We start from the raw sequence: 19,583 nt of genomic DNA, 5'->3' as shown, positions 1-19,583 counted from the left end.
CTCAGCGGCGAGATGCGGATTTCATCAAAACTTCACGGCCGGGCCGGTGGGGTCGCCTTGGCCAGGATCGCGTCCAGCTCGGCGCGGGCCGCTTCCATGTCGCGACGGAAGTACGGCGAGACATGCTCGGCGCCGTAGATCGTCTCCCCGGACTGCATGCCGGCCTCGGTGGCGCTGACGGTGTGCGAACCGCAGATCCAGCGGCTCTCGGCGTAGTCGCGGCCGCGAGCGTACAGCGCGTCGGCGCGGCTGGGCGCCAGCTCGGCCAGGATCATCGCCACGTGCATGCCGAAGGCCGAGTGGCCCGACGGATAGTCGGGATTGCCGGTCAGGTGGTCGCTCTTGGCCTCGCAGACCGGCGCGTCGGGCTTTCCGATATAGGGCCGCTTGGTCCCCCAGTAGGTCTTGGCCAGGCTGACCACCGAGCGATCGTCGCCGGCGCGTTCCAGCAGCGCCGTCAAGATCGGGGCCTGAGCCGGATCGATCTTCACGCCCAAGGCCTCGGTGAAATGCTCGTAAGTGGTCCCGTCCACGTCGTCGGTCGCCCGCTGCCAGCGCGGGCTGTCCTTGAGGCTGCGGCTCTGATCGAAGATGGCCGCGTCGGCGACCGCGCGCGGCGAGCCCGGCGGCGGCGGAGCGGCCAGGGTCTTGGTCAGGTCCGGACGCTGGTCCGGGTTCAGATACCCCTGGACCGGCGCGCCGGGCAGGCTCTCGAACGGCGCCTCGCAGCCCTTGGCCAGGCGCACCGGATTACAGGTCGCCGCCTCCCCGCCCGTCAGGCGCACGGTGTAGCCGCCCGGGAAACGCGGATCGGCCCACAGATAGTCGGTCGAGACGTACTGCGCGCCGCTGGACAGGGCCGCGCTGCGCATCGAGACGTCGTTCCTTCGCGCCTGGACCGTATCGGCGTCGGCCCGGGTGCGGACGATGAACCCGGCCTTCACGGCGGCGGCGATCCGCTCGCGCTGGCCGATCGGATCGTTGAGGGTCAGATAGGCCGCCGCCGGCGAGGCCTCGTCGGTGTTGACGAACATGGCCCGACCTTCCAGCGACTTGCGCCCGCCGCGATAGACCGCGACCTTCTCCGGGCTTTCATCGAGGGCGAAGAAGACCTTGCCCCGCGCCGCCTGCAGGCTGGGCCAGCCGCCGGCCAGCACGGCTTCGCGCAGGGTCGGCGCCGCGCCCTGGACCTGGTCCGGCGTGATTAGCTCGGCCTCGGCGAACACCGAACGGATCTCGGCGTCCAGCGCGTCGAACGCCTTTTCGTCATAGGGCAAGGCCGCCACGCCCTTGGGCGCGGTGGACGGTCCTTCCTTGGCGTTCAGCAGGATCAGGATCGGCGCGTGGTCGGGATGGGCCTTGGACCAGGTCCGGATTTCGGTGAGGCACGCCACGAAGGTCCAGCAGGTCGAGCGGAAGTCGACGTCCTGCATGTGCAAGACCTTGTAGCCCGGCCTGGCCATGGCCGCCGCCCAGGCCGGCGTCGGGACGATGCCCTTGCCCAGCGCCGTCTTCGGCTTGGCGAACCGGCCGCCCTTGGGGTCTCGCACCACGTCCAGCTCCAGCTGGCGGGCGCCGGCGTCCAGCTCCTCGGCCAGGGGGCGGTGGCCGTAGTCGAGGCCCAGCGCGCCCGGGCCGGCGGCGGCGACCATGGCCGCCATCTCCTCGGCCGGAACCGGCGCCTTGTAGGAATTGTGGGTGCCCACTGCGAGGATGTCGTTCATGCGCGGCGCGGCGGCGGCGCTCGGCTCGGCGGCGGCCAGGAGCAACAGCAGATGCAGCATGGTGAGATCTCTCCGATGAACCGGAGGGAGCCTTTATGGGCGTTCTGTGACAGTCGTGCGCCGCAGGAAGGCCGAACTGTCATCCAGCGCGGCTAGACAGCGACATCCCCTGAGCCGTCGGATTGCCCATGCCCGTCCTCGATCGTCGCGCCTTCCTGCTTTCGGCGACCGCCGCCCTGGCCCTGCCCCCCGCCGTCGCCAAGGCCGCCGCCATCGACGCCGATGTGCGCACCGGCACGCTCAAGGACGTCGAGCACGTAGTGATCCTGATGCAGGAGAACCGGGCCTTCGATCACTATTTCGGCGTGATGAACGGCGTGCGGGGCTTCGGCGACCGCTTCCCGATCCCCGTGCCCGACAGCGAGGGCCTGAGCCGCAAGACGGTCTGGACCCAGGTCAACGACACCGGCAAGGGCGGCCCACCGCTGATCTCGCCCTTCCCGCTCGACACCATCGCCACCTTCGCCCACATGCGGGTCGAGGGCACGCCGCACAGCTGGTCCGACGCCCAGGCGGCCTGGAACGAAGGCCGTATGAACCGCTGGCCGGTCGCCAAGACCGAACGAACCATGGGCTACTACCGCCGTGAGGACATCCCGTTCCAGTATGCGATGGCCGACGCCTTCACCTTGTGCGACGCCTATCACTGCTCGACCCAGACCGGCACCAACACCAACCGGCTGTTCCTGTGGACCGGCACGAACGAGCCGACCGGCAAGCTGGGCGGACCGTCGATCTCCAACAGCCACGACAGCTTCGTGGCCGACGGCGGGGCGGCCGATCCCTATCGCTGGACAACCTATGCCGAACGGCTGCTGGCGGCCGGCGTGACCTGGCGCATCTACCAGAACATGGCCGACAACTTCACCGACAACCCCCTTGTCGGCTTCAAGGCCTATCGCGACAGCCACGCCGACCTGCCGGGATCCGATCCCCGCCTGAAAGCCCTGGCGACCTCGACCCGCGAACTGGACGGCCTGCGCGAGGACGTGCTGGCCGGAACCCTGCCCCAGGTGTCCTACATCGTCTCCCCCGCCGCCGACTCCGAACACCCGGGCCCGTCCAGCCCCGCCCAGGGCGCGGACTACACCGCCCGCGTCATCGACGCCCTGACGGCCGATCCCAAGGTCTGGGCGCGCACGGTGCTGCTGGTGATGTTCGACGAGAACGACGGCTTCTTCGACCACGTCCCGCCGCCGGCCGCGCCGTCGAAGGCGGCGGACGGCGCGCTGCTGGGCGGCTCGACGGTCGACACCGCCGGCGAATACCACCTGGTGCGCAATCCCACCGAGGCCTCGGCCGAGCGCGACGAATACATGGGCCGCCCCTACGGCCTGGGTCCCCGGGTGCCGCTCTACGTGCTGTCGCCCTGGAGCCGGGGCGGCTGGGTCAATTCGCATGTCTTCGACCACACCTCGGTGATCCGCTTCCTGGAGACGCGGTTCGGAGTGGAAGAGCCCAACATCTCGCCGTGGCGGCGGGCGGTCTGCGGCGACCTGACCACCGCGTTCGACTTCAAGACCCCGAACGACGCCCCCTTCGCCCAGGCCCTGCCCGCCACCAAGGCCCTGGCCGACCGCGCCGCGGCGCTGAAGGACACCACCACGCCGCCGACCCCAGCCATGCCGGCGGTCCCGGTCCAGGCGACCGGTCCCCGCCCCTCGCGCGCCCTGCCCTACGCCCCGCGCGTGGACGAAGGCGCGCGCGACGGCCGCCTGACCCTGACCTTCGCCAACGACGGCGGGCAGACGACGGTGTTCCACGTCTACGACCGCCTGCGCCTGGACCAGGCGCCGCGCCGCTACACGGTCGAGCCCGGCAAGCAGCTCGACGACGCCTGGCCGGCCGGCCCCTACGACCTGTGGGTGCTGGGTCCCAACGGCTTCCACCGTCACTATGTCGGCGCCGCTCCCGGCGAGGACCCGATCTTGAAGGTTTCGGCGTCTCCGACCCAGGTCCTGCTGGGCCTGAGCCTGCGCAATCCGGGTGGTCGGGCCAGGACGCTGGCCGCCACGCCCAACGCCTACGCGACGGCCGTCCGTTCCTGGAAAGCGACGCTGACGCCCGCGCGCGCAGTCGACAAGGACCTGAGCGTGAAAGCCACCGGCGGCTGGTACGACCTGTCGATCCAGACCGACGGCTATCTGCGCCGGCTGGCCGGACGGCTGGAGACGGGCGTGGATTCAATCAGCGATCCGGCCATGGGCGGCAAGGCGCTGATGGATCAACCGTCCTAGGCGGTTAGGCCGCCGCGCTTTCCGCCTGGGCGACCTCCACGTCGCCCGCCGGGCGGCGACGCAGGAAATAAATCCCGGCCAGGACCGTGCAGACCGCGCCCACCACGCTGGTGGCGTAGGCGCAGGCGACGAAGAAGCTCAGCCAGTCCAGCTGGAGCACGCCGAAATTGCGCCAGACCAGCAGGGCGACGCTGCCCAGGTAGCCCGAGGCGTCGGCTACGTAGATCAGAAAACCGGCCGTACCGATCTGGCCGCTGAAGGCGATCATGCGGTCGAACAGCATGGCGTTGAACGGAGTGTAGGCCATGTAGACGCCCGCCCCGGTCAGGATCATCCAGGTCAGGGGGCTCAGCATGTGGGCCTGGAACGCCAGGGTCGACAGGCCCAGCACCGCGAAGCCGGCCAGGATCACGCCGTGCATCACCAAGAGCGCCCGCAGATTGTTTCGGACCAGCATCACCGCCCCCAACACCACCAGCGCGATCGCGGCGACGGGCAGTTCGCTGGCGGTGAAGACGTCGGACGCTTCGCCGAAGCCCAGGGCGGCCCAGATCTCGGCGGCGAAGTTGTCGCGGAAGTCGCGCAAGGCGGTCAGCAGCACATAGGCCAGGACCAGCAGCACGACACCTGGCGCGTAGGCGGCCAGGAAGGCCCGGCGCTGGGCGCGGTCCATCGGCTGGCGGCGCACGCGGGCGGCCTCGTCGGCGGCGCTGGGCGGCGGCAGCTGGGTCAGGGCCCAGACCGAGATCGCCAGCAGCGGCATGAACAGCACGCCCACCGCGGCCGGCATCCAGAACGGCGAGACATGCAGGTCGACCATCAGCCACTTGCCGACCGACTTCACCATGCCCGACGACAGGATGAAGCTGGCGCAGAGGATCGCGCCCAGCACCTCGGACGTGCGCCGCCCCTCCATGTAGCCGAACACCAGCCCCCAGATCATGCCCAGCGGCAGGCCGTTCAGGAACAGGGCCGCGACGTTCCACGGCGCGGGGACCACCGCGAAGGCCAGCAGGGCCAACCACGAAAAGCCGATCAGCCCCAGTATGGCCGCGCCGCGCCGTCCGGGCGCGATCTCGGAGATCACCTTGACCCCGATCATCTTCGAGGCCGCGTAGCCGGCGACTTGGGCCAGAACCAAGGCGATCTTGTAGTCGAGGACGAAACCCCAGCCCTCGACGGCGCCGAAGGTCGCCGCCGCGAACGGCTTGCGGAAGGCGTACATCGAGAAGTAGGCGCAGAAGCCGGCCAGGCCCGCGAACAGGATGAAGGCCAGCGGATTGGCCCGCTCCAGCCCGCGCCGAACACCCGATGTCATGAGAACGCCCCCTTATGGAGCGTTTTGGTCTATACCACGTCCGCGACAGTCGGATGACGCCGTCGAGCGCAAGGCGCACCCTGCCCTGAGGCTAGCGCACGCGGATGTCGACGCTGATCTTCAGGGCGTCGTGACGCCAGTATTCGCGGTCGAACTCGATCACCCGCCCCTGGGCGTCGTAGCAGGTGCGGATCACGCTGAGACCCGGCAGGCCCGACTTGACCCGCAGGGCTTCTGCCTCGTCGCGGGTCAGGGCGCAGGGCTGCATGTCGACCTTGTTGCGCGCCACGCCGATGCCGTAGACCGTCTTCAGGACGCTGGTCAGCGAGCCGTCCAGGTCGTGCTCGATCACGCCCGGCGCGACGGACGCATCGACGATGATGCTCTCGATCAGCACGGCCCGGCCGTCGATCGAGCGCCGGCGGCGGATCCAGTACATCGGCGCGCCGATGGGGCGCGAAAAGATCTGGGACAGCATGGCGTCGCAGGCGATCTCGACCTTGCTCAGCGTCTCGGTCTCCGGCCGCCGCCCCTGCGCCTCGACATAGGACATGAAGCCTTCCCAGCGGGTGGGGTCGTAGACCACCGGCGGCGGCGACACGTACCAGCCGCTGCGGTCCTTACGGTAGATCACGCCCTCGGCTTCCAGCTGGAACAGGGCCTCGCGGATGGTGCCCCGAGCCACCCCGCCGCCGGCCTGCAGCTGGCGCTCGGACGGCAGGCGCTCGCCCGCCTTGAGGTCGCCCGCCGAGATGCGCGCGGCGATGTCGTCGCGCACGCCCAGATATTGGAGACTCTCGGGCTGCTGCATCGGACGACCTGACCAGCGGTCGAATCCCGCCACGGCGCGAGGATGGAAGCCCCCTCCCGCCGGGTCAAGCAACTGGATCAGACCACTGACGACCGTCCGCGCACCAGGGCGAGGTTTCATGAAAGTTTCGCCGAACGCGCTCGCAATCTGGTCTATACCAATGGCGAAATTGGAGTCGAACCATGACCACCGACCGCCGTTCGTTGCTGCGGGCCGCCGCCGGTGGCCTCACCGCGAGCGCCGCCCTGGGCCTGCTGCCGGCCACCGTCCGCCAGGCCATGGCCATCCCCGCGCGTCACCGCACCGGCACGATCATGGACGTCGAGCACGTGGTGATCTTCATGCAGGAGAACCGCGCGTTCGATCACTATTTCGGGGCGCTGAACGGGGTGCGGGGCCTGGGCGATCCGCGTCCACAGCGCCTGCCCGGCGGCGGCTCGGTGTGGCGCCAGCCCAGCAAGGAGCACCCCGACGGTTTCGTCGCCCCCTTCCACGGCGACGCCTCGGCGACCAACGCCTACACGGTCGACGGGTCGGACCAGGGACACCAGGCGGCGATCACCATCGTCAACGGCGGCCGCTACGACCAGTGGGGCCACTCGGGCGAGCTGCACAAGCGGATGGTCTATTACAAGGCCTCGGACCTGCCGTTCTATCACGCCCTGGCCAGCGCCTTCACGGTCTGCGACGCCTATCACTGCTCGACCCTGACCCAGACCTATCCGAACCGCCTGCACCTGTGGACGGGCTGCAACGGCGGCGGCAAGGTCGGCGGCGATCCGGAGATGAGCAACTACGGCGAGGACGAGACCCCCAGCGCCGACATGGCCGAGGACAAGGTCATGGCCCACGGGCCGCACGATTGGACCACCTATGCCGAGCGCCTGCAGGTCGCCGGGGTCAGCTGGAAAGTCTACCAGGAGTACGACAATTTCGGCGACAACATCCTGTCGGTGTTCAAGACCTTCCGCCCTTGCGACAGGAACTCCGAACTCTATGCGCGGGGCCGTTCGTGGGTGGGCGAAGGCAAGGCCGATCCCGACCGCAAGCGCTCGGACGGCGTTCAACTGGTCGAGGCCTTCCGAGCCGACGTCGCCGCCGACCGCCTGCCGCAGGTGTCGTGGATCGTCACCGCCGCCGACCTTTCCGAACACCCCCAGGCCGAGCCCTCGAAGGGCGAGCATGTCTGCGCCGAGTTGATCAAGGCTCTGGTCGACAACCCCGAGGTGTTCGCCAAGACCGTCTTCATCGTCAATTACGACGAGGCCGGCGGCTTCTACGACCACATGCAGCCGCCCATGCCGCCGCTGACGCCGGAACAGGGCTGGAGCTCGGTGTCGGTCGCCGGCGAGGCCAAGCACTATGGCGACGACGCGGAAGGCGCCAACAAGGGGACCTATCCGCTGGGCCTGGGCATCCGGGTACCGGCCATCGTGGTCTCGCCCTGGAGCCGGGGCGGCTTCGTCTGCTCGGAGGTGTTCGACCACACCTCGACCCTCCAGTTCCTGGAAAAGCGCTTCGGCGTGCGCGAGGACAATATCAGCGACTGGCGACGGGCCGTCTGCGGCGACCTGACCTCGGCCTTCGACTTCGCCACGCCGAACCAGGACTGGACCGCCCTGACCCTGCCGGCCACCGCCGACTACATGCAGCGCGTGGCCCGCTCCAAGGCCGCACCCACCCTGCGCATTCCGGAGACGCAGGGCCCCTCGACCCAGGAAGGTCCGCAGCGCGGGGCGCGCGCCCTGCCCTACGCGTTGTCGGTCGACGCCCGGGTCCGTGACGGCCAGCTCTGGATCGACCTGGTCAACGCCGGGCGGACGGGCGCGGTGTTCCAGGTGTTCGACAACACCGACCGTGACGGCCCCTGGCGCTTCACCCTGGCGGCCGGCCGCAAGTACGCGGCGGAACACTGGAACAAGCCCAGCCGCCCTCCCGGACCGTACGATCTGACCGTCCATGGTCCGAACGGCTTCTACCGCCGTTTCGCCGGCGACACGTCGCGGCCACAGCCGATCGTGACCATTGCGACCGACGCCCGTGCGCGCCTGGTCATCAGTCTGGCGGGCGCGGGCCTCGCCACCCTGCGCATGGCCGACGACTATCCGCTGTCGGAAGGCGAGGCCCGCCGCGACCTGAGGCTGCCGGCCAAGGGCGTCGCCCGCTCGGTCTGGGACCTGCGCGGCAGCGACCACTGGTACGACCTGACCCTGACCCTGGCCGATGACCCGGCCTTCATCCAGCGCCTGGCCGGCCACCTGGAGACCGGGCGAGCCAGCCGCACCGACCCCGGCATCGGGCGCATGCGCCTGTGACGACCACCGTCGACACCTGTTCAGATTTCACGCCCAGCTCGGACATTTCATGATTTCCCGTACCCCGGCCGACGCTTTCGTGGCCGAACTCGCCGACCTCTTCGCCCGCCTGGGCGGCCTGCACTACGGCGAGGACGTCACCCAGCTGGAGCACGCCGTGCAGACGGCGCATCACGCCAAGCTGGACGGCGCACCGCCCGAGCTGGTCGCCGCCGCCCTGCTGCACGACGTCGGCCATATGATGCAGAAGGCCGGCGAGGACGCCGCCGACCGGGGGATCGACACCCGCCACGAACAGATCAGCGCCGGCTATCTGGCGCGCGCCTTCGGTCCCGAGGTTACCGAGCCGATCCGCCTGCACGTGGCCGCCAAGCGCTATCGGGTGGCGGTGGATCCCGACTATCTCGCGCGTCTCAGCAAGGCCTCGCTGCAGAGCCTGGCCTTGCAGGGCGGGCCTATGAGCCCCGACGAGATCGAGACGTTCCTGGCCGATCCCTGGGCCCAGGCCGCCCTGCGCCTGCGCGGATACGACGAGGCCGGCAAGGCGCCGGACGCCGAGGTGGCGGACTTCGAAACCTACGCCCCGCTATTGCGCGACCTGATCGACCGCGCCGGCAAGATCTAAGCAGTCTCGTCCCCGACCAGGTGCTGCAGCACGCGCTTTTCCAGCACCAGCAGCGCGCTGGCCTGGTTGGTGCGCATGACCAGGCCTGGGGCCAACGGCCGGACGGCGGCGTGCACGGCGCCGGCCAGGCGCAGGAACTCCGGCCGGCCGCGCCCGCTCACGCCATGCAGCGCGCAGAGCTGACGCCAGTCGCGCACAAAGCTCTCCAGCAGCAGGCCGAACCGCGCAGCGCGCACCTGGGCCTCGGCAGTGTCGGCGGCGACCGTCAGTTCGGCGCGCAGATCGTCGATCAGCCACTGCACTTCGGCGGCGGGCATCACCGGCGAACGCTGGTCGCTCTCGGTGAGCAGATCCGACGCCAGACTGGGATCCCAAGTCATGGTGCGCCACTGGTCGCGGGGCGGCGGCTGTCCGCAGGCGAACTGCCAGAAGGCCGCCGTGCCGGTGGTGTCGGCCACCAGATGGATGCGCGGCTCGTCGGCTCCGTTCTCCACATGATGCCGGCGCCAGTTGTCGAAGATCCAGGCCTCGCCCGCCCCCATGTGGACGGACTGGCCGTCGCAATGGAAACGCACCGCCGGCTGGGTGAAGATCGGCACATGCACCCGCACCCGCGTGTGCCAGTGGTAGTTGATGTCGGCGTGTTCGGGCACGCCCGCGCCCGGAGCCAAGCACATAAGGCGCGAGCGGCTCCAGACCACGCCGAAGCCCGCCAGGACCTGACGCAGATAGGGCATGGCCTCAAGCCAGGGCGTCGGGGCCATCTGTCCGTGCACGGAATCCGTCTCGGCCCCGCCGGCGCTGATCAGCCGCGCGGCGCTGTTGCCGGGCAGCTGGTCCGGGTGGGACACCCAGGCCTCGGGCGGCAGGGCCGAGACCTCGGCCCTCAGGCGTTCGGCGTCGAACAGCACGGGAAGCTGGAAGAAGGGGTGCGACAGCCGCATGGATTAGGCCCTCCGGTCGGTCACGGCGTCGCCCAGCGCGTCCCGCAGCGGCTCGAGCCAGGGCGCGTAGCGACGCCATTGGTCCAGACCCTCGCGCCCGATGGGCTGGCGCACCTGTTCGGAACTGGGCGTGCGTACGCTACGGCGGGTCTCGTGGAACGCCAGGCAGGTCGGCTCGAAGTCCAGGCCAACATGGGCCAACATGCGACGCACCTGCCCGTCGAGATCCTCGACCACGTCCTCGTATTCCACCCGCAGCACCCGCCCCGGCAGCGCCTGGTCCCAGTGCCGCATTAGATCGAGATAGGCGCGGTAGTGCCGGGCCATGTCGTCGACGCCGTAGGTGAATTCCTGGTTGGAGGTCCCGAACAGTTGCTTGAGGTTGCTGAAGCAGCAGGCCATCGGCTCGCGCCGCACGTCGATGATCGTGGCCCGGGGCAAAATCAGGTGGATCAGGCCGATGTGCCAGAAGTTGTTCGGCATCTTGTCGATGAAGAACGGCCGACCTAGTCGGCGATAGGCCCGGGTCTCGGCCAGGAACCGTTCGCCCAGCGCGCGGGCCTCTCCGGCGGTCAGGCGCTCCAACGCCTCCGGGCGCATCGGCAGGCTGCAATCTGAATCACGGCCGCAAAGCTCGCCGACCAGGCGGTCGATCTCGGTCAGTTCCTGGGTGCCCTCCACCTGGGAATGGGACGCCAGGATCTGCTCGATCAGGGTCGAGCCCGAACGCGGCAGCCCGACGACGAAGACCGGCGCCGCGTCGTCCGCGCCCCAGCCGGCCCGGGCGGCGAAGAACTCCGGCGTGAACACCGACTTCAAGCGGCGGGCGCAGGCCTCCGCCACATCAGGGCGATAGCGCCCGGCGGCCCGGCGCGCCGTATTGCCCTGATCGTAGTATCGCCAGGAGGCGGCGTATTCACCCCGATCCTCCAACGCCTTGCCCAGGGCGAAGCACAGATAGACGCGGTCCATCTCCTGGATATCAGGCCGCGCTTCCGCCGCCTGCATGCGGGCGACCTCGTCGTCTGTGAAGCGATAGGTTTTCAGGTTGGCCAGGCCGAACCAGGCTACGCCGTTGTCGGGCCGCGCCGCCAGGGAGGCGTGGTAGTCGGCGACGGCCTCTTCCCGCCGTCCCGCCACCTTCAGGGCGTTGGCCCGCCACTGGCGCAGGTCGGCGACCTCGGCGCCGAACGGCGGCAGCGCGGCCAGCAAGCGCGCATAGGGCTCGATCACCGCCTCGTGGTCGCCCAGCGCCACGCAGGCGGCGGCGTACTGCTTGAGATAGTCGCGGTCGTTGGGGTCGTGCGCCAGCAGGCGCGCGGCCTCCTCCCGAGCCGCCAGCGGCTTCTGGCGCTGCAACAGCACCATCGCGTAGTCGAGACGCGCGGCGTGGTAATCCGGCGCGCGCTCCAGCATCGCTCGCAGCAGCGCCTCGGCCTCGTCGAGCGCGGCGCTTTCCTGGCGGATGCGCGCCAACAGGCGCAGGGCGCCCACGTTGTCGGCGTCCTTGCGCAGATAGGCCCGGACGGCTTCCTCGGCCGGGCCGAGATCCCCATCGGCGAACAGGCTGTTGGCGACCACCAGCTCCGGCGGCAGGCCCCTCAACATGTCCAAATGCCGCGCCGCCACGGCCGCCTGGACCGTGTCGCCCTGCATGCGATGCAGTTGCTCCAGCATGTCCCAGCTGACCGGCAGGGTCGGGTTCAGTCCCACCGCCTCCCGCAACGCCGCGATGGCGGCCGGGGCGTCGCCGAGCAGGACATGGCAATGGCCGCGCTCCTGGTAGAGGCGGCTGAAGCGAGGGTGGCCGGCCTGCAGACGGTCGAGCACGATCAGCGCGTCCCGGACACGCTGGCGCGCCCGCAGCTCCCTGGCCTCTTGCAGCAAGGCGTCGCGATCGGCGAAGGCGGCCGGCGCGTTCACCGCGCCGCGCTCGACAGCAGAAACGGCTCCAGCCAGTCCGGGTCCGGCTGGTCGGCGTCGTAATACTCGAAGATCAGGTGGATACGGTCGGTGTCGCCGCCGTTGCGCACCCAGTGGGGTCCGAGATTGTCGACCTCGACAGCCTCGCCGGGCGGGAAGTGGCGCTCGGCCCCGCCGAAGAAGCAGACCACGCCGGGATTAGTGGTCAGCGGCACATGGATCTTGTGCGGCCACTTCGCCGCGGGGTTGGCGTCGACATGGGGATGGATCACCCCGCCCGGCGGCATTCTGGCCAGCATCACCCGCGGAAACACGCCGCGCGCATAGCCGTAGTCGCGGACGGCCCGCGCCATGACCGGCTCCAGTAGGCCGCGCCATTGCAACCAGGCCGGGCGGTCGTGCGAACCGCGCCAGTCGCGAGGGCCGTCGATGAAACGGAAGACGATGTGGCGCGTTTGGCCCAGCGCTTCGAAGCGATTGGGCTTGCCCGCGTTCTCCCCCTCCCAGACCGCCTCGGGGATCGCCAGCACCGCCGCGCGCAGCGCCTCGATGTCGACCGGACCGAGCTTGCGCACGCCGGCGGTCTTGCTAGGATTGGCGGTCGGCGCGCTCATCGCACGCCCTCGAAGGTATAGCCGAACAGCTCCAGGTCCCGCGCGTAGCGAGCGGCGACGCCGTCGATCAGAGCCTGGTCGTAGTACTCGCGATAGTCGCCGCGCCGGCTGCCGTTGATGCGATCCAGCGGACGAGAAGGAATGCCTATGCGCGCGCAGAGGGCGTCATAGGATCCCTGCATGTCCTCGACGCGCCCTACCCCGTCGGTCAGCAGGCTCTCGCCGTCGTCGCCGACCAGCAGCCAGGCTTGAGGTCTGAACAGGATGTGATGCTCCGGCGGCTCCCGGAAGAGGAAGTGGCGCATCACCTCGCGCGGCCGCTGCTGGAAGTCGTCGCCGCCGCGCAGCATGAAGGCGCAATACGAGACGAAGCGGTCGAACGGATTGCGCACGAAGGCGAACTTGAAATAGCCGGCGAAGGCCTCCTCGCCGAGATAGGGCCGCACCTGGCTCAGGGACAGGTGGCCGTGCTGGATCGCCGCCAGGTCCGCCCACGGGAAGCGCTTGTTGACGAACAGCCCGACCTGCTCGACGTCGCCGTCGCTCAGATGCTCGCGCAGGGCTTGCCGCACGGCGTGGGTGCCGGTCTTGGGCACGGCGGCGAAGATGAAGCGATGGCGGTGGGAAACGATCATGTTGCTGAACACGGAAAGAGCGCCCGCCTCCTAAGAGAGGCGGGCGCCCAGTCTGCCGTGCTTACATGTCAGAACTTGTAGCTGAGCCCGACCATGTAGGTCGAACCGCTCTGGTTCTGGTTATAGAGGTAGCGGTTCTGCCCCCAGAACTGGGTGTCCTTCTGGTTGGTCAGATTGACCCCGTCCAGCGAGAGCTCCAGCTTGTCGTTGATCTTGAAAAACGCCGCTGCGTCCACATAGGTGGAGGCCTCGAAGCCGCGCGTGCCGGCGTCCATGACGTCGGTGTTGTAGCCGCTGTACCAGCGGGTGCGGTGGCTCAGCGAACCCCGGACACCCCAACGATCAGTCTCGTAGTAGAGCGTGACGTTGTAGCTGGTCTTGGAGATACCGGTGAGGTCGGTGCTGGAGTCGACATAGGTGTAGTTGGCCACCGCGCCCAGGTTGTCGAACGGCGCCGGCAGGAACGAGAACTGGGCCTGGGCCGCTACTTCGACGCCGGTCAGCTTCACCTTGTCGGCGCTGTTGATCGGCATCGTGAACTTGACGATCTCGTTGCCCGTCGCGTTCGGGAGCGTGGAGATCGGAACCCCGGTCTCGCTGAAGACCATGTCGACTTCCGGCGCCGTGATGAAGTTCTTGATGTCCTTCTGGAACACGCTGGCCGACAGCAGGCCCACCTTGCCGAAGTAGTACTCCACCGACAGGTCCAGCGTCGTGTCCTTGTACGGCTTCAGGTTCGGGTTGCCGCGATACACCGAGATGTCGCAGTCGTTCTGGCCGTTGGGCTGAACGGTGCAGGTCTCGTTGCCCTGGAACGCGTTGCCTTCGGCCGCCATCGAACCCAGGCCGGGGCGGTTCAGGTTCTGGGTGGCCGAGAAGCGCACCAGCACCTCGGGGGTCAGTTCCAGCACCGTGTTCAGGGCCGGAAGCACGCCTTCATAGCTGCCCTTCACGTCGGTCGTGCCCAGATAGGCGTAGCTGTCGCCCTGGATCCAGCCGGTGCTGTGGGTGTCGGTCTGGTAGCCGCGCAGGCCGATATTGCCGCGCAGGCGCTTGCCGAACAGGTCGTGGTCCCAGTCCAGCTGAACGTATTCCGAGGTGGTCTTTTCCGAGGTCTCGTAGACGTTTTCGATGTCCTGCAGCGCGCCGCCCGTTCCGTCCTTGTTGGGTCCGAAACGGTGGTACTCGTTGTACTTGGCGAAAGCCTTGGCGTAGTCGCCGATCAGCCACGAGCCGAAGTTGTTGGTGAACACCGAAGTGACGTCGGCGACCGACGTGCCGCGCATCTTGGACCGGGTCCCGTTGACATTGTCGTCGTAGAACAGGTCGATGCCGCCCTGGGTGAACTTGTGGTAGGCCACGCCCGCCCGCAGCGTCAGCGTGTCGCTCAGTTCGTAGCGCGCGTTCAGCACGCCCTCCTGCAGCTCCGATTCATTGTTGAAGCCGCGGTAGTAGAACGAGTCCATCACATAGTTGGCCGGGTTGGTGGTGTCCCAGCCCGGATACTGGAACGAGGCCGACTGCCCGTCGCTGCCGTAGTCGGCGATCAGGTTGCCCTTGGCGCGCATGTAGAGCTTGTCGTCATAGGGGGTCTTGTAGGTCGACTTCTCGTAGCCGACGTGGCCGTCGATCGTCAGGCGATCGGACGCCTCCCACTTGCCGGTCAGCGCCACCTGGTTGAAGCGGCTTTCGTTCAGCGACCGGCGATGCTCGCTGCCGAAGGTCGTGTTGCTGACGTCGCTTCGGGTGACGTAGCCGTCCTTGTCCACGGTGAAGTCGTTGAGGACCGACCCCGTCTGGTAGGCGGCCGGCCAGGGCGAGCCGGCCGGGGTTTCCAGGGTGGTCGAGCCCAGGCCCTCGATCGGCCGGGTGGCCAGGTGCATTTCGTCGCGGTGGGTGGTGAACTCGCTGTGCAGCACGTCGAGCGTCAGCAGCAGGTTGTCCACGGGCCGCCATTGCAGCGCGCCCGTCAGGCCCAGGCGCTCCATCTTGGCGTCCCAGGACGAGATGCGGTTGCCATCGGCGAAGTACAGGTCGCCCTGCAGGAACCTGGCCCGCTTGTCGGCGCTCAGATGCGAGATATCCAGACCCGCGGCGACCAGGTCATAGGCGTCGCCCTGCGGATTGCCGGGGATGGTGTAGTCGGTCGCGCCAAGGTGGCTGTAGTTGTAGGTGTTGTGGCCCTGCTCCGTCGTCCTGCGCCGGGCATAGGCCACCGAGAACGCGGCGCCGAACTTGTTGTCCCAGTTATAGCTGTACAGCGCGGCGATGCGCGGCTGGGTGTCCTTGGTATATTGGTTGGTGCCCGCCTTGATCGAGATCGCGCCCTTGGCGCCGGCCGCATAGTCGAACGGCTTGCCGGTGAACAGGCCGACCGTGCCAGCCATGCCGCCCTCCTTCTGCGCCGCTTCGAAGGTCTTCTCGACCTCGACCTTCGAGAACAGTTCCGAAGCGAAGATGTTGAAGTCGAAGGCGCGGTCGCGCGACCGCTGGCCACGGCTGTCCTGGGCGGAGTCGACGTTGCCCAGCACTTCCATGCCGTTCAGCTGCACGCGCGAGAAGTCCGGACCCAGGCCCCGCAGCGAGATGCGCCGCCCCTCCCCCGCCTCGCGGGTGATCTGCACGCCCGGCAGGCGCTGCAGCGACTCGGCCAGGTTCAGCTCCGGGAACTTGGCCATGTCCTCGGCGACGATGGCGTCCTTCTGGATGACCGACTCGCGCTTGATGTCGCGCGCGTCGCTAAGCGACTTGCGGTAGCCGGTGACGACCAACTCGTCGACCTGGTTGGCCGAGACCGGCTCGCCGGCGGCCTGCCGCGCGAGCACGACCGTCGGAGCGGCCCCGGCGACCAGGGTCGCGACGGTGGCCAGCAAAAAGCTCTTGAGGCTCGGACGCGCGGTCCGAACGGAATGCTGCTTGGACATGTGAGTGTTCCCCCTGGACCCATCTGGTATGAACCAGATTGCTTAGAGCAGCTTGCGGCGACACCTGCGTGACAGTCGCCGCTCGTGGAGGGGGAATTCGTCGATGGTCGCTTCGAGACCCGTACTGGCGATGTCATCGAAGCATCAAGGAAGGACATCCTCCTCGAATAGGGATCGGGTTTCGAAGGCCCCGACAGGTCTCGCCCGGCCTCGCTACAATCTGGACCAGACCAAAAATCACTACAACTTAGACATCGCCGATCAGGTGAGGGTTTTCGGAAAACCTGCGTTCTCCCCCTTTGAGGGCGTCCCGACGGGCGTCCGTCTCCGGAGGACAGCCCATGCTCAAGTTCGCCCCGGTCGCCTTGGCGGCCCTGTTGTTTTCGACTTCCGCCCTGGCGCAGGTCAAACCCTTCCCCGCCGGCTTCAAGACCCAGGAGATCGCCACCAACGGCGTGACGATCCATGTCCGCGTGGGCGGCAAGGGTCCGGCCGTCGTGCTGCTGCACGGCTATGGCGAGACCGGCGACATGTGGGAGCCGCTGGCCGCGGACCTCGCCAAGGACCACACCGTCGTCGTGCCCGATCTGCGCGGCCTGGGGCTGTCGTCCAAGCCCGCCTCGGGCGGCTACGACAAGAAGAACCAGGGCGAGGACGTGGCCGGGGTGCTGGACGCCCTGAAGATCGACAAGGTCGACCTGGTCACTCACGACATCGGCAACATGGTCGGCTACGCCTTCGCCGCCGAGCACCGCGACCGCGTCCACCGCTTCGTGCTGATCGACGCGCCGCTGCCGGGCGTCGGGCCGTGGGAGGACATCCTCAAGAACCCGCTGCTGTGGCACTTCCGGTTCGGCGGCCCCGACATGGAGCGCCTAGTGGCCGGCCGCGAGCGGATCTATCTCGACCGCTTCTGGAACGAGTTCTCGGCCACCCCGGCCCGCTTCACCGAGGCCTCGCGCGAGCACTACGCCAAGCTCTACGCCCTGCCCGGCGCCATGCACGGCGGCTTCTCGCAGTTCGCGGCCTTCGACCAGGACGCCGTCGATAACAAGGCCTTCGTGGCGCAGGGCAAGCTGAACATGCCGGTGCTGGCCCTGGGCGGCGAGAAGTCGTTCGGGCCGATGATGGCCACCGTCATGCGCTACGCCGCCAGCGACGTCACCGAGGGCGTGGTTCCCGACTCCGGTCACTGGATCATGGAGGAGAACCCCAAGGCCACCGTGACCCTGGTGCGCGGCTTCCTGGACGCCCAGCCGTGAGCCGCCGTCTCGCCTCCGCCGGCGCCGCGATCCTCGTCGCGGCCCTGGCCTTCTCGAGCGCCGCCTCGGCCCAGGAGCGGCTGCTGCGCCTGACCCCGACCGACATCGCCGCCCTGAGCCAGGGCGGCGCCACGGCCGGGACCTCTGGCGTCGTCGGCATCCGCACTACGGTGCTGTACGGCGACCCGACCCGGGCCGGTCCGTACACGATCGCCCTGCGGGTCCCGCCCAACACCCGCATCGCCGCCCACAGCCACCGCGACGACCGCACCGCCGTGGTCGTGGCCGGCGTCTGGCGGTTTGGCTATGGGCGCAAGGCCGACGAGGCACTGGTCAAGACCCTGCCGCCGGGCAGCTTCTACAGCGAGCCGGCCGAGGTCGAGCACTTCGCCATGACGGGCGCCGAGGGCGCGGTCGTCTACATCTCCGGCGTCGGCCCGACCAGCACCGACTATGTCGAGGCCGCCGACACGCCCAAGCCCTGACGCCGGACATTCTTCATTCCAAGCTTTAGGGAGCAGGGCCATCGGCCTTGCTCCCTTTTTGTTCAGACTTCGGGGCCTGGAGATCTGGGCGACAGGCCTATCGGCCCGTCGAGACCAGCTCGTAGGTGTCGGCGTCGCGCTCGACCAGCTTCACGGGCAGCACCTGGGACACCGAACGGCCGAAGCGCTTGACGTCGCCGGTCTTGAACACGCCGGTGACGCGCAGAGCCGCGACCTTGGGATCCTTGATGACGATCTGGGCTCGCGTGTAGCGGTTCATCAGGCCGACCGCCTCGGACAGCGGCCGGTCCTGGAATTCGACCACCCCCTGGGTCCAGGCCAGGGCCGCGTCCAGGTCGGCCGGCGAGACCTGTCCCGCCGCGCCGTCCTGGGCGTTGAAGGCCTGGCCGGGCGTCAGCTTGACCAGCGGCGTGGCCGGACCGCCCGGCGCCGAGACGACCGACACGCTGCCCTCGGCCAGCACCACCCGCACCGCGCCCGGCATCAGCCGCACGTCGAACCGGGTGCCCAGGGCCGTGACGACGCTCCCGGCGGCCTGGACCGCGAAGGGATGAGCGGGGTCATGGGCCACGTCGAAGAAGGCTCGGCCGTTCAACAGGCGCACATCCCTTCGGCCGTTGGCGAAGGCCACGTCGACCGCGCTGTCGACGTCCAGCGTCACGCGGGTGCCGTCCGGCAGGTCGACGATGGACTTCTGGCCCTTGCCGGTGACGTAGTCGGCGCGGCCCACGGCGGTGAGCGAGGCGACCTCGCTGGTCGCGACCTGGACCGGACCGCCGGAAGAACCGAACCAGTCGCGGTTGGCGCCGACCAGCAAGGTCGCCGAAACCGCCAGCACCGCGACCGAGGCGGCGATCAGCTGGGGCCAGACCGGCCTGGCGACGGGCTCGGGCCTGGCCTGCCGGGCGGCGCGCGCCATGGCGGCGATCAGGTCGCTGTCCTCGCCGTCGTCGAAGACGTCCCACATCCGCTGGGCCTTGGCCCAGGCCTCCTGGTTTTCCTCGCTCTCGGCCAGCCAGGCCGCCAGGTTCTCGCGCTGCGGGGACTGGTCCAGGTCCTCGCGCGCCAGCCAGCGCGCCGCGGCCTGGGCCGGGGTCAGGGTCTCGCGGGTCATCGGGCGTCTCCCGCGTGGGCCATCAGGTGCTCGATGGCGCGAACCATATGCTTCTCCACGGCGCTCACCGACAGCCCCAGCTGGGTGGCGATGGCCTGGTGACGGAGACCGTCGATCCGGCGCAGCAGGAAGATCGCCCGCGTGCGTTCCGGCATGGTCATCAGAGCGGCGGCCGCCGCGTTCAGGGCCTGCTTGCCGGCATAGATGCGAGCGGGGTCGAAGTCCTGGTCGCCGCTCAGGTCGGGGTCCAGCACGACATGCTCGTCGGCGTGGCGAACCGTGCGGCGGCGATGGCGGTCGGCCAGGACGCTGGCGGCCGTCTGGAAAATGTAGGCGCTGGCGTGGTCGGTATCGTCGGGCGTGCCCCGCACCGTCAGGCGCAGAAATACCTCCTGCACCAGGTCGTCCACCTCCGAGGCGTTGCGCACCCGGCGTCGGAAATAGGCGCCCAGGGGTCCTCGCATCGCGGCCGCCTGGCGCGCGAAGGCGTCTGCGCGCGCGGCGGCGTCGTCAGCTTCGGTCATGAGCCCTCTTGGAGCCATTCCCATCAGAGACTCCGATCCCTGTCCAC

General features: G+C 68.8%; 15 protein-coding genes. 5 read left to right on the top strand and 10 right to left on the bottom strand.

Features of this window, described 5'->3' with window-relative positions; translation table 11 throughout:
* Positions 1–32 precede the first annotated feature (32 nt).
* The gene (locus AC07OA_RS08180) at positions 33–1,784 is read right to left on the bottom strand and encodes a Ca2+-dependent phosphoinositide-specific phospholipase C (RefSeq protein WP_494663292.1); all 1,752 of its coding nucleotides are present in this window, start codon (positions 1,782–1,784) and stop codon (positions 33–35) included.
* A gap of 128 nt (positions 1,785–1,912) precedes the next feature.
* On the opposite strand from AC07OA_RS08180, the gene AC07OA_RS08175 reads away from it, so the two are divergent.
* A complete protein-coding gene (locus AC07OA_RS08175) occupies positions 1,913–4,021 on the top strand; it encodes a phosphocholine-specific phospholipase C (protein ID WP_494663291.1) in 2,109 nt (702 codons plus the stop codon).
* A 4-nt stretch (positions 4,022–4,025) separates the two neighbouring features.
* Here AC07OA_RS08175 and AC07OA_RS08170 read toward each other — a convergent pair whose 3' ends face one another.
* Together AC07OA_RS08170 and AC07OA_RS08165 are read right to left on the bottom strand one after the other, a co-directional pair.
* Positions 4,026–5,339: a DUF5690 family protein gene (locus tag AC07OA_RS08170; RefSeq protein WP_494663290.1), complete on the bottom strand. Its 1,314-nt coding sequence runs from the start codon at positions 5,337–5,339 to the stop codon at positions 4,026–4,028.
* 91 nt (positions 5,340–5,430) lie between these two features.
* A complete protein-coding gene (locus AC07OA_RS08165) occupies positions 5,431–6,150 on the bottom strand; it encodes a UTRA domain-containing protein (RefSeq protein ID WP_494663289.1) in 720 nt (239 codons plus the stop codon).
* A gap of 182 nt (positions 6,151–6,332) precedes the next feature.
* Here AC07OA_RS08165 and AC07OA_RS08160 point away from each other — a divergent pair, with 182 nt between their 5' ends.
* Together AC07OA_RS08160 and AC07OA_RS08155 are read left to right on the top strand one after the other, a co-directional pair.
* A complete protein-coding gene (locus tag AC07OA_RS08160) occupies positions 6,333–8,465 on the top strand; it encodes a phosphocholine-specific phospholipase C (protein ID WP_494663288.1) in 2,133 nt (710 codons plus the stop codon).
* Between the two features lie 49 nt (positions 8,466–8,514).
* A complete protein-coding gene (locus AC07OA_RS08155) occupies positions 8,515–9,090 on the top strand; it encodes an HD domain-containing protein (protein WP_494663287.1) in 576 nt (191 codons plus the stop codon).
* Here AC07OA_RS08155 and AC07OA_RS08150 read toward each other — a convergent pair.
* The 5 genes from AC07OA_RS08150 to AC07OA_RS08130 all read right to left on the bottom strand — a co-directional run bounded on the left by AC07OA_RS08150 (position 9,087) and on the right by AC07OA_RS08130 (position 16,130).
* Complete coding sequence (locus AC07OA_RS08150; RefSeq protein ID WP_494663286.1) at positions 9,087–10,034, bottom strand: aspartyl/asparaginyl beta-hydroxylase domain-containing protein; 948 nt, start codon at positions 10,032–10,034, stop codon at positions 9,087–9,089. The genes AC07OA_RS08155 and AC07OA_RS08150 overlap by 4 nt on opposite strands.
* A 3-nt stretch (positions 10,035–10,037) precedes the next feature.
* Positions 10,038–11,957, bottom strand: coding sequence for a tetratricopeptide repeat-containing sulfotransferase family protein (locus AC07OA_RS08145; protein WP_494663285.1), 1,920 nt, complete (start codon positions 11,955–11,957; stop codon positions 10,038–10,040).
* A complete protein-coding gene (locus AC07OA_RS08140) occupies positions 11,954–12,571 on the bottom strand; it encodes an aspartyl/asparaginyl beta-hydroxylase domain-containing protein (protein ID WP_494663284.1) in 618 nt (205 codons plus the stop codon). Before AC07OA_RS08140 ends, AC07OA_RS08145 begins: the two co-directional genes overlap by 4 nt.
* Positions 12,568–13,206 carry a sulfotransferase family 2 domain-containing protein gene (locus AC07OA_RS08135; RefSeq protein ID WP_494663743.1) on the bottom strand — a complete coding sequence of 213 codons (639 nt, stop codon included), beginning with the start codon at positions 13,204–13,206 and terminating at the stop codon, positions 12,568–12,570. Before AC07OA_RS08135 ends, AC07OA_RS08140 begins: the two co-directional genes overlap by 4 nt.
* 68 nt (positions 13,207–13,274) lie before the next feature.
* Complete coding sequence (locus tag AC07OA_RS08130; protein WP_494663283.1) at positions 13,275–16,130, bottom strand: TonB-dependent receptor; 2,856 nt, start codon at positions 16,128–16,130, stop codon at positions 13,275–13,277.
* 341 nt (positions 16,131–16,471) lie between these two features.
* On the opposite strand from AC07OA_RS08130, the gene AC07OA_RS08125 reads away from it, so the two are divergent.
* Both AC07OA_RS08125 and AC07OA_RS08120 read left to right on the top strand, forming a co-directional pair.
* The gene (locus AC07OA_RS08125) at positions 16,472–17,392 is read left to right on the top strand and encodes an alpha/beta fold hydrolase (protein ID WP_494663282.1); all 921 of its coding nucleotides are present in this window, start codon (positions 16,472–16,474) and stop codon (positions 17,390–17,392) included.
* Entirely contained in the window at positions 17,389–17,877 is a 489-nt protein-coding gene (locus AC07OA_RS08120) for a cupin domain-containing protein (RefSeq protein ID WP_494663281.1), read from the top strand. The genes AC07OA_RS08125 and AC07OA_RS08120 overlap by 4 nt, the downstream gene beginning before the upstream one ends.
* Before the next feature lie 97 nt (positions 17,878–17,974).
* Here AC07OA_RS08120 and AC07OA_RS08115 read toward each other — a convergent pair whose 3' ends face one another.
* Both AC07OA_RS08115 and AC07OA_RS08110 read right to left on the bottom strand, forming a co-directional pair.
* Positions 17,975–19,012 carry a FecR family protein gene (locus tag AC07OA_RS08115; RefSeq protein WP_494663280.1) on the bottom strand — a complete coding sequence of 346 codons (1,038 nt, stop codon included), beginning with the start codon at positions 19,010–19,012 and terminating at the stop codon, positions 17,975–17,977.
* Positions 19,009–19,536: an RNA polymerase sigma factor gene (locus AC07OA_RS08110; protein ID WP_494663279.1), complete on the bottom strand. Its 528-nt coding sequence runs from the start codon at positions 19,534–19,536 to the stop codon at positions 19,009–19,011. Before AC07OA_RS08110 ends, AC07OA_RS08115 begins: the two co-directional genes overlap by 4 nt.
* Positions 19,537–19,583 lie beyond the last annotated feature (47 nt).

The sequence above is a fragment of the Caulobacter sp. GW821-FHT09B08 genome (assembly GCF_059418225.1).
This window is presented reverse-complemented; position numbering and strand designations above follow the sequence as displayed.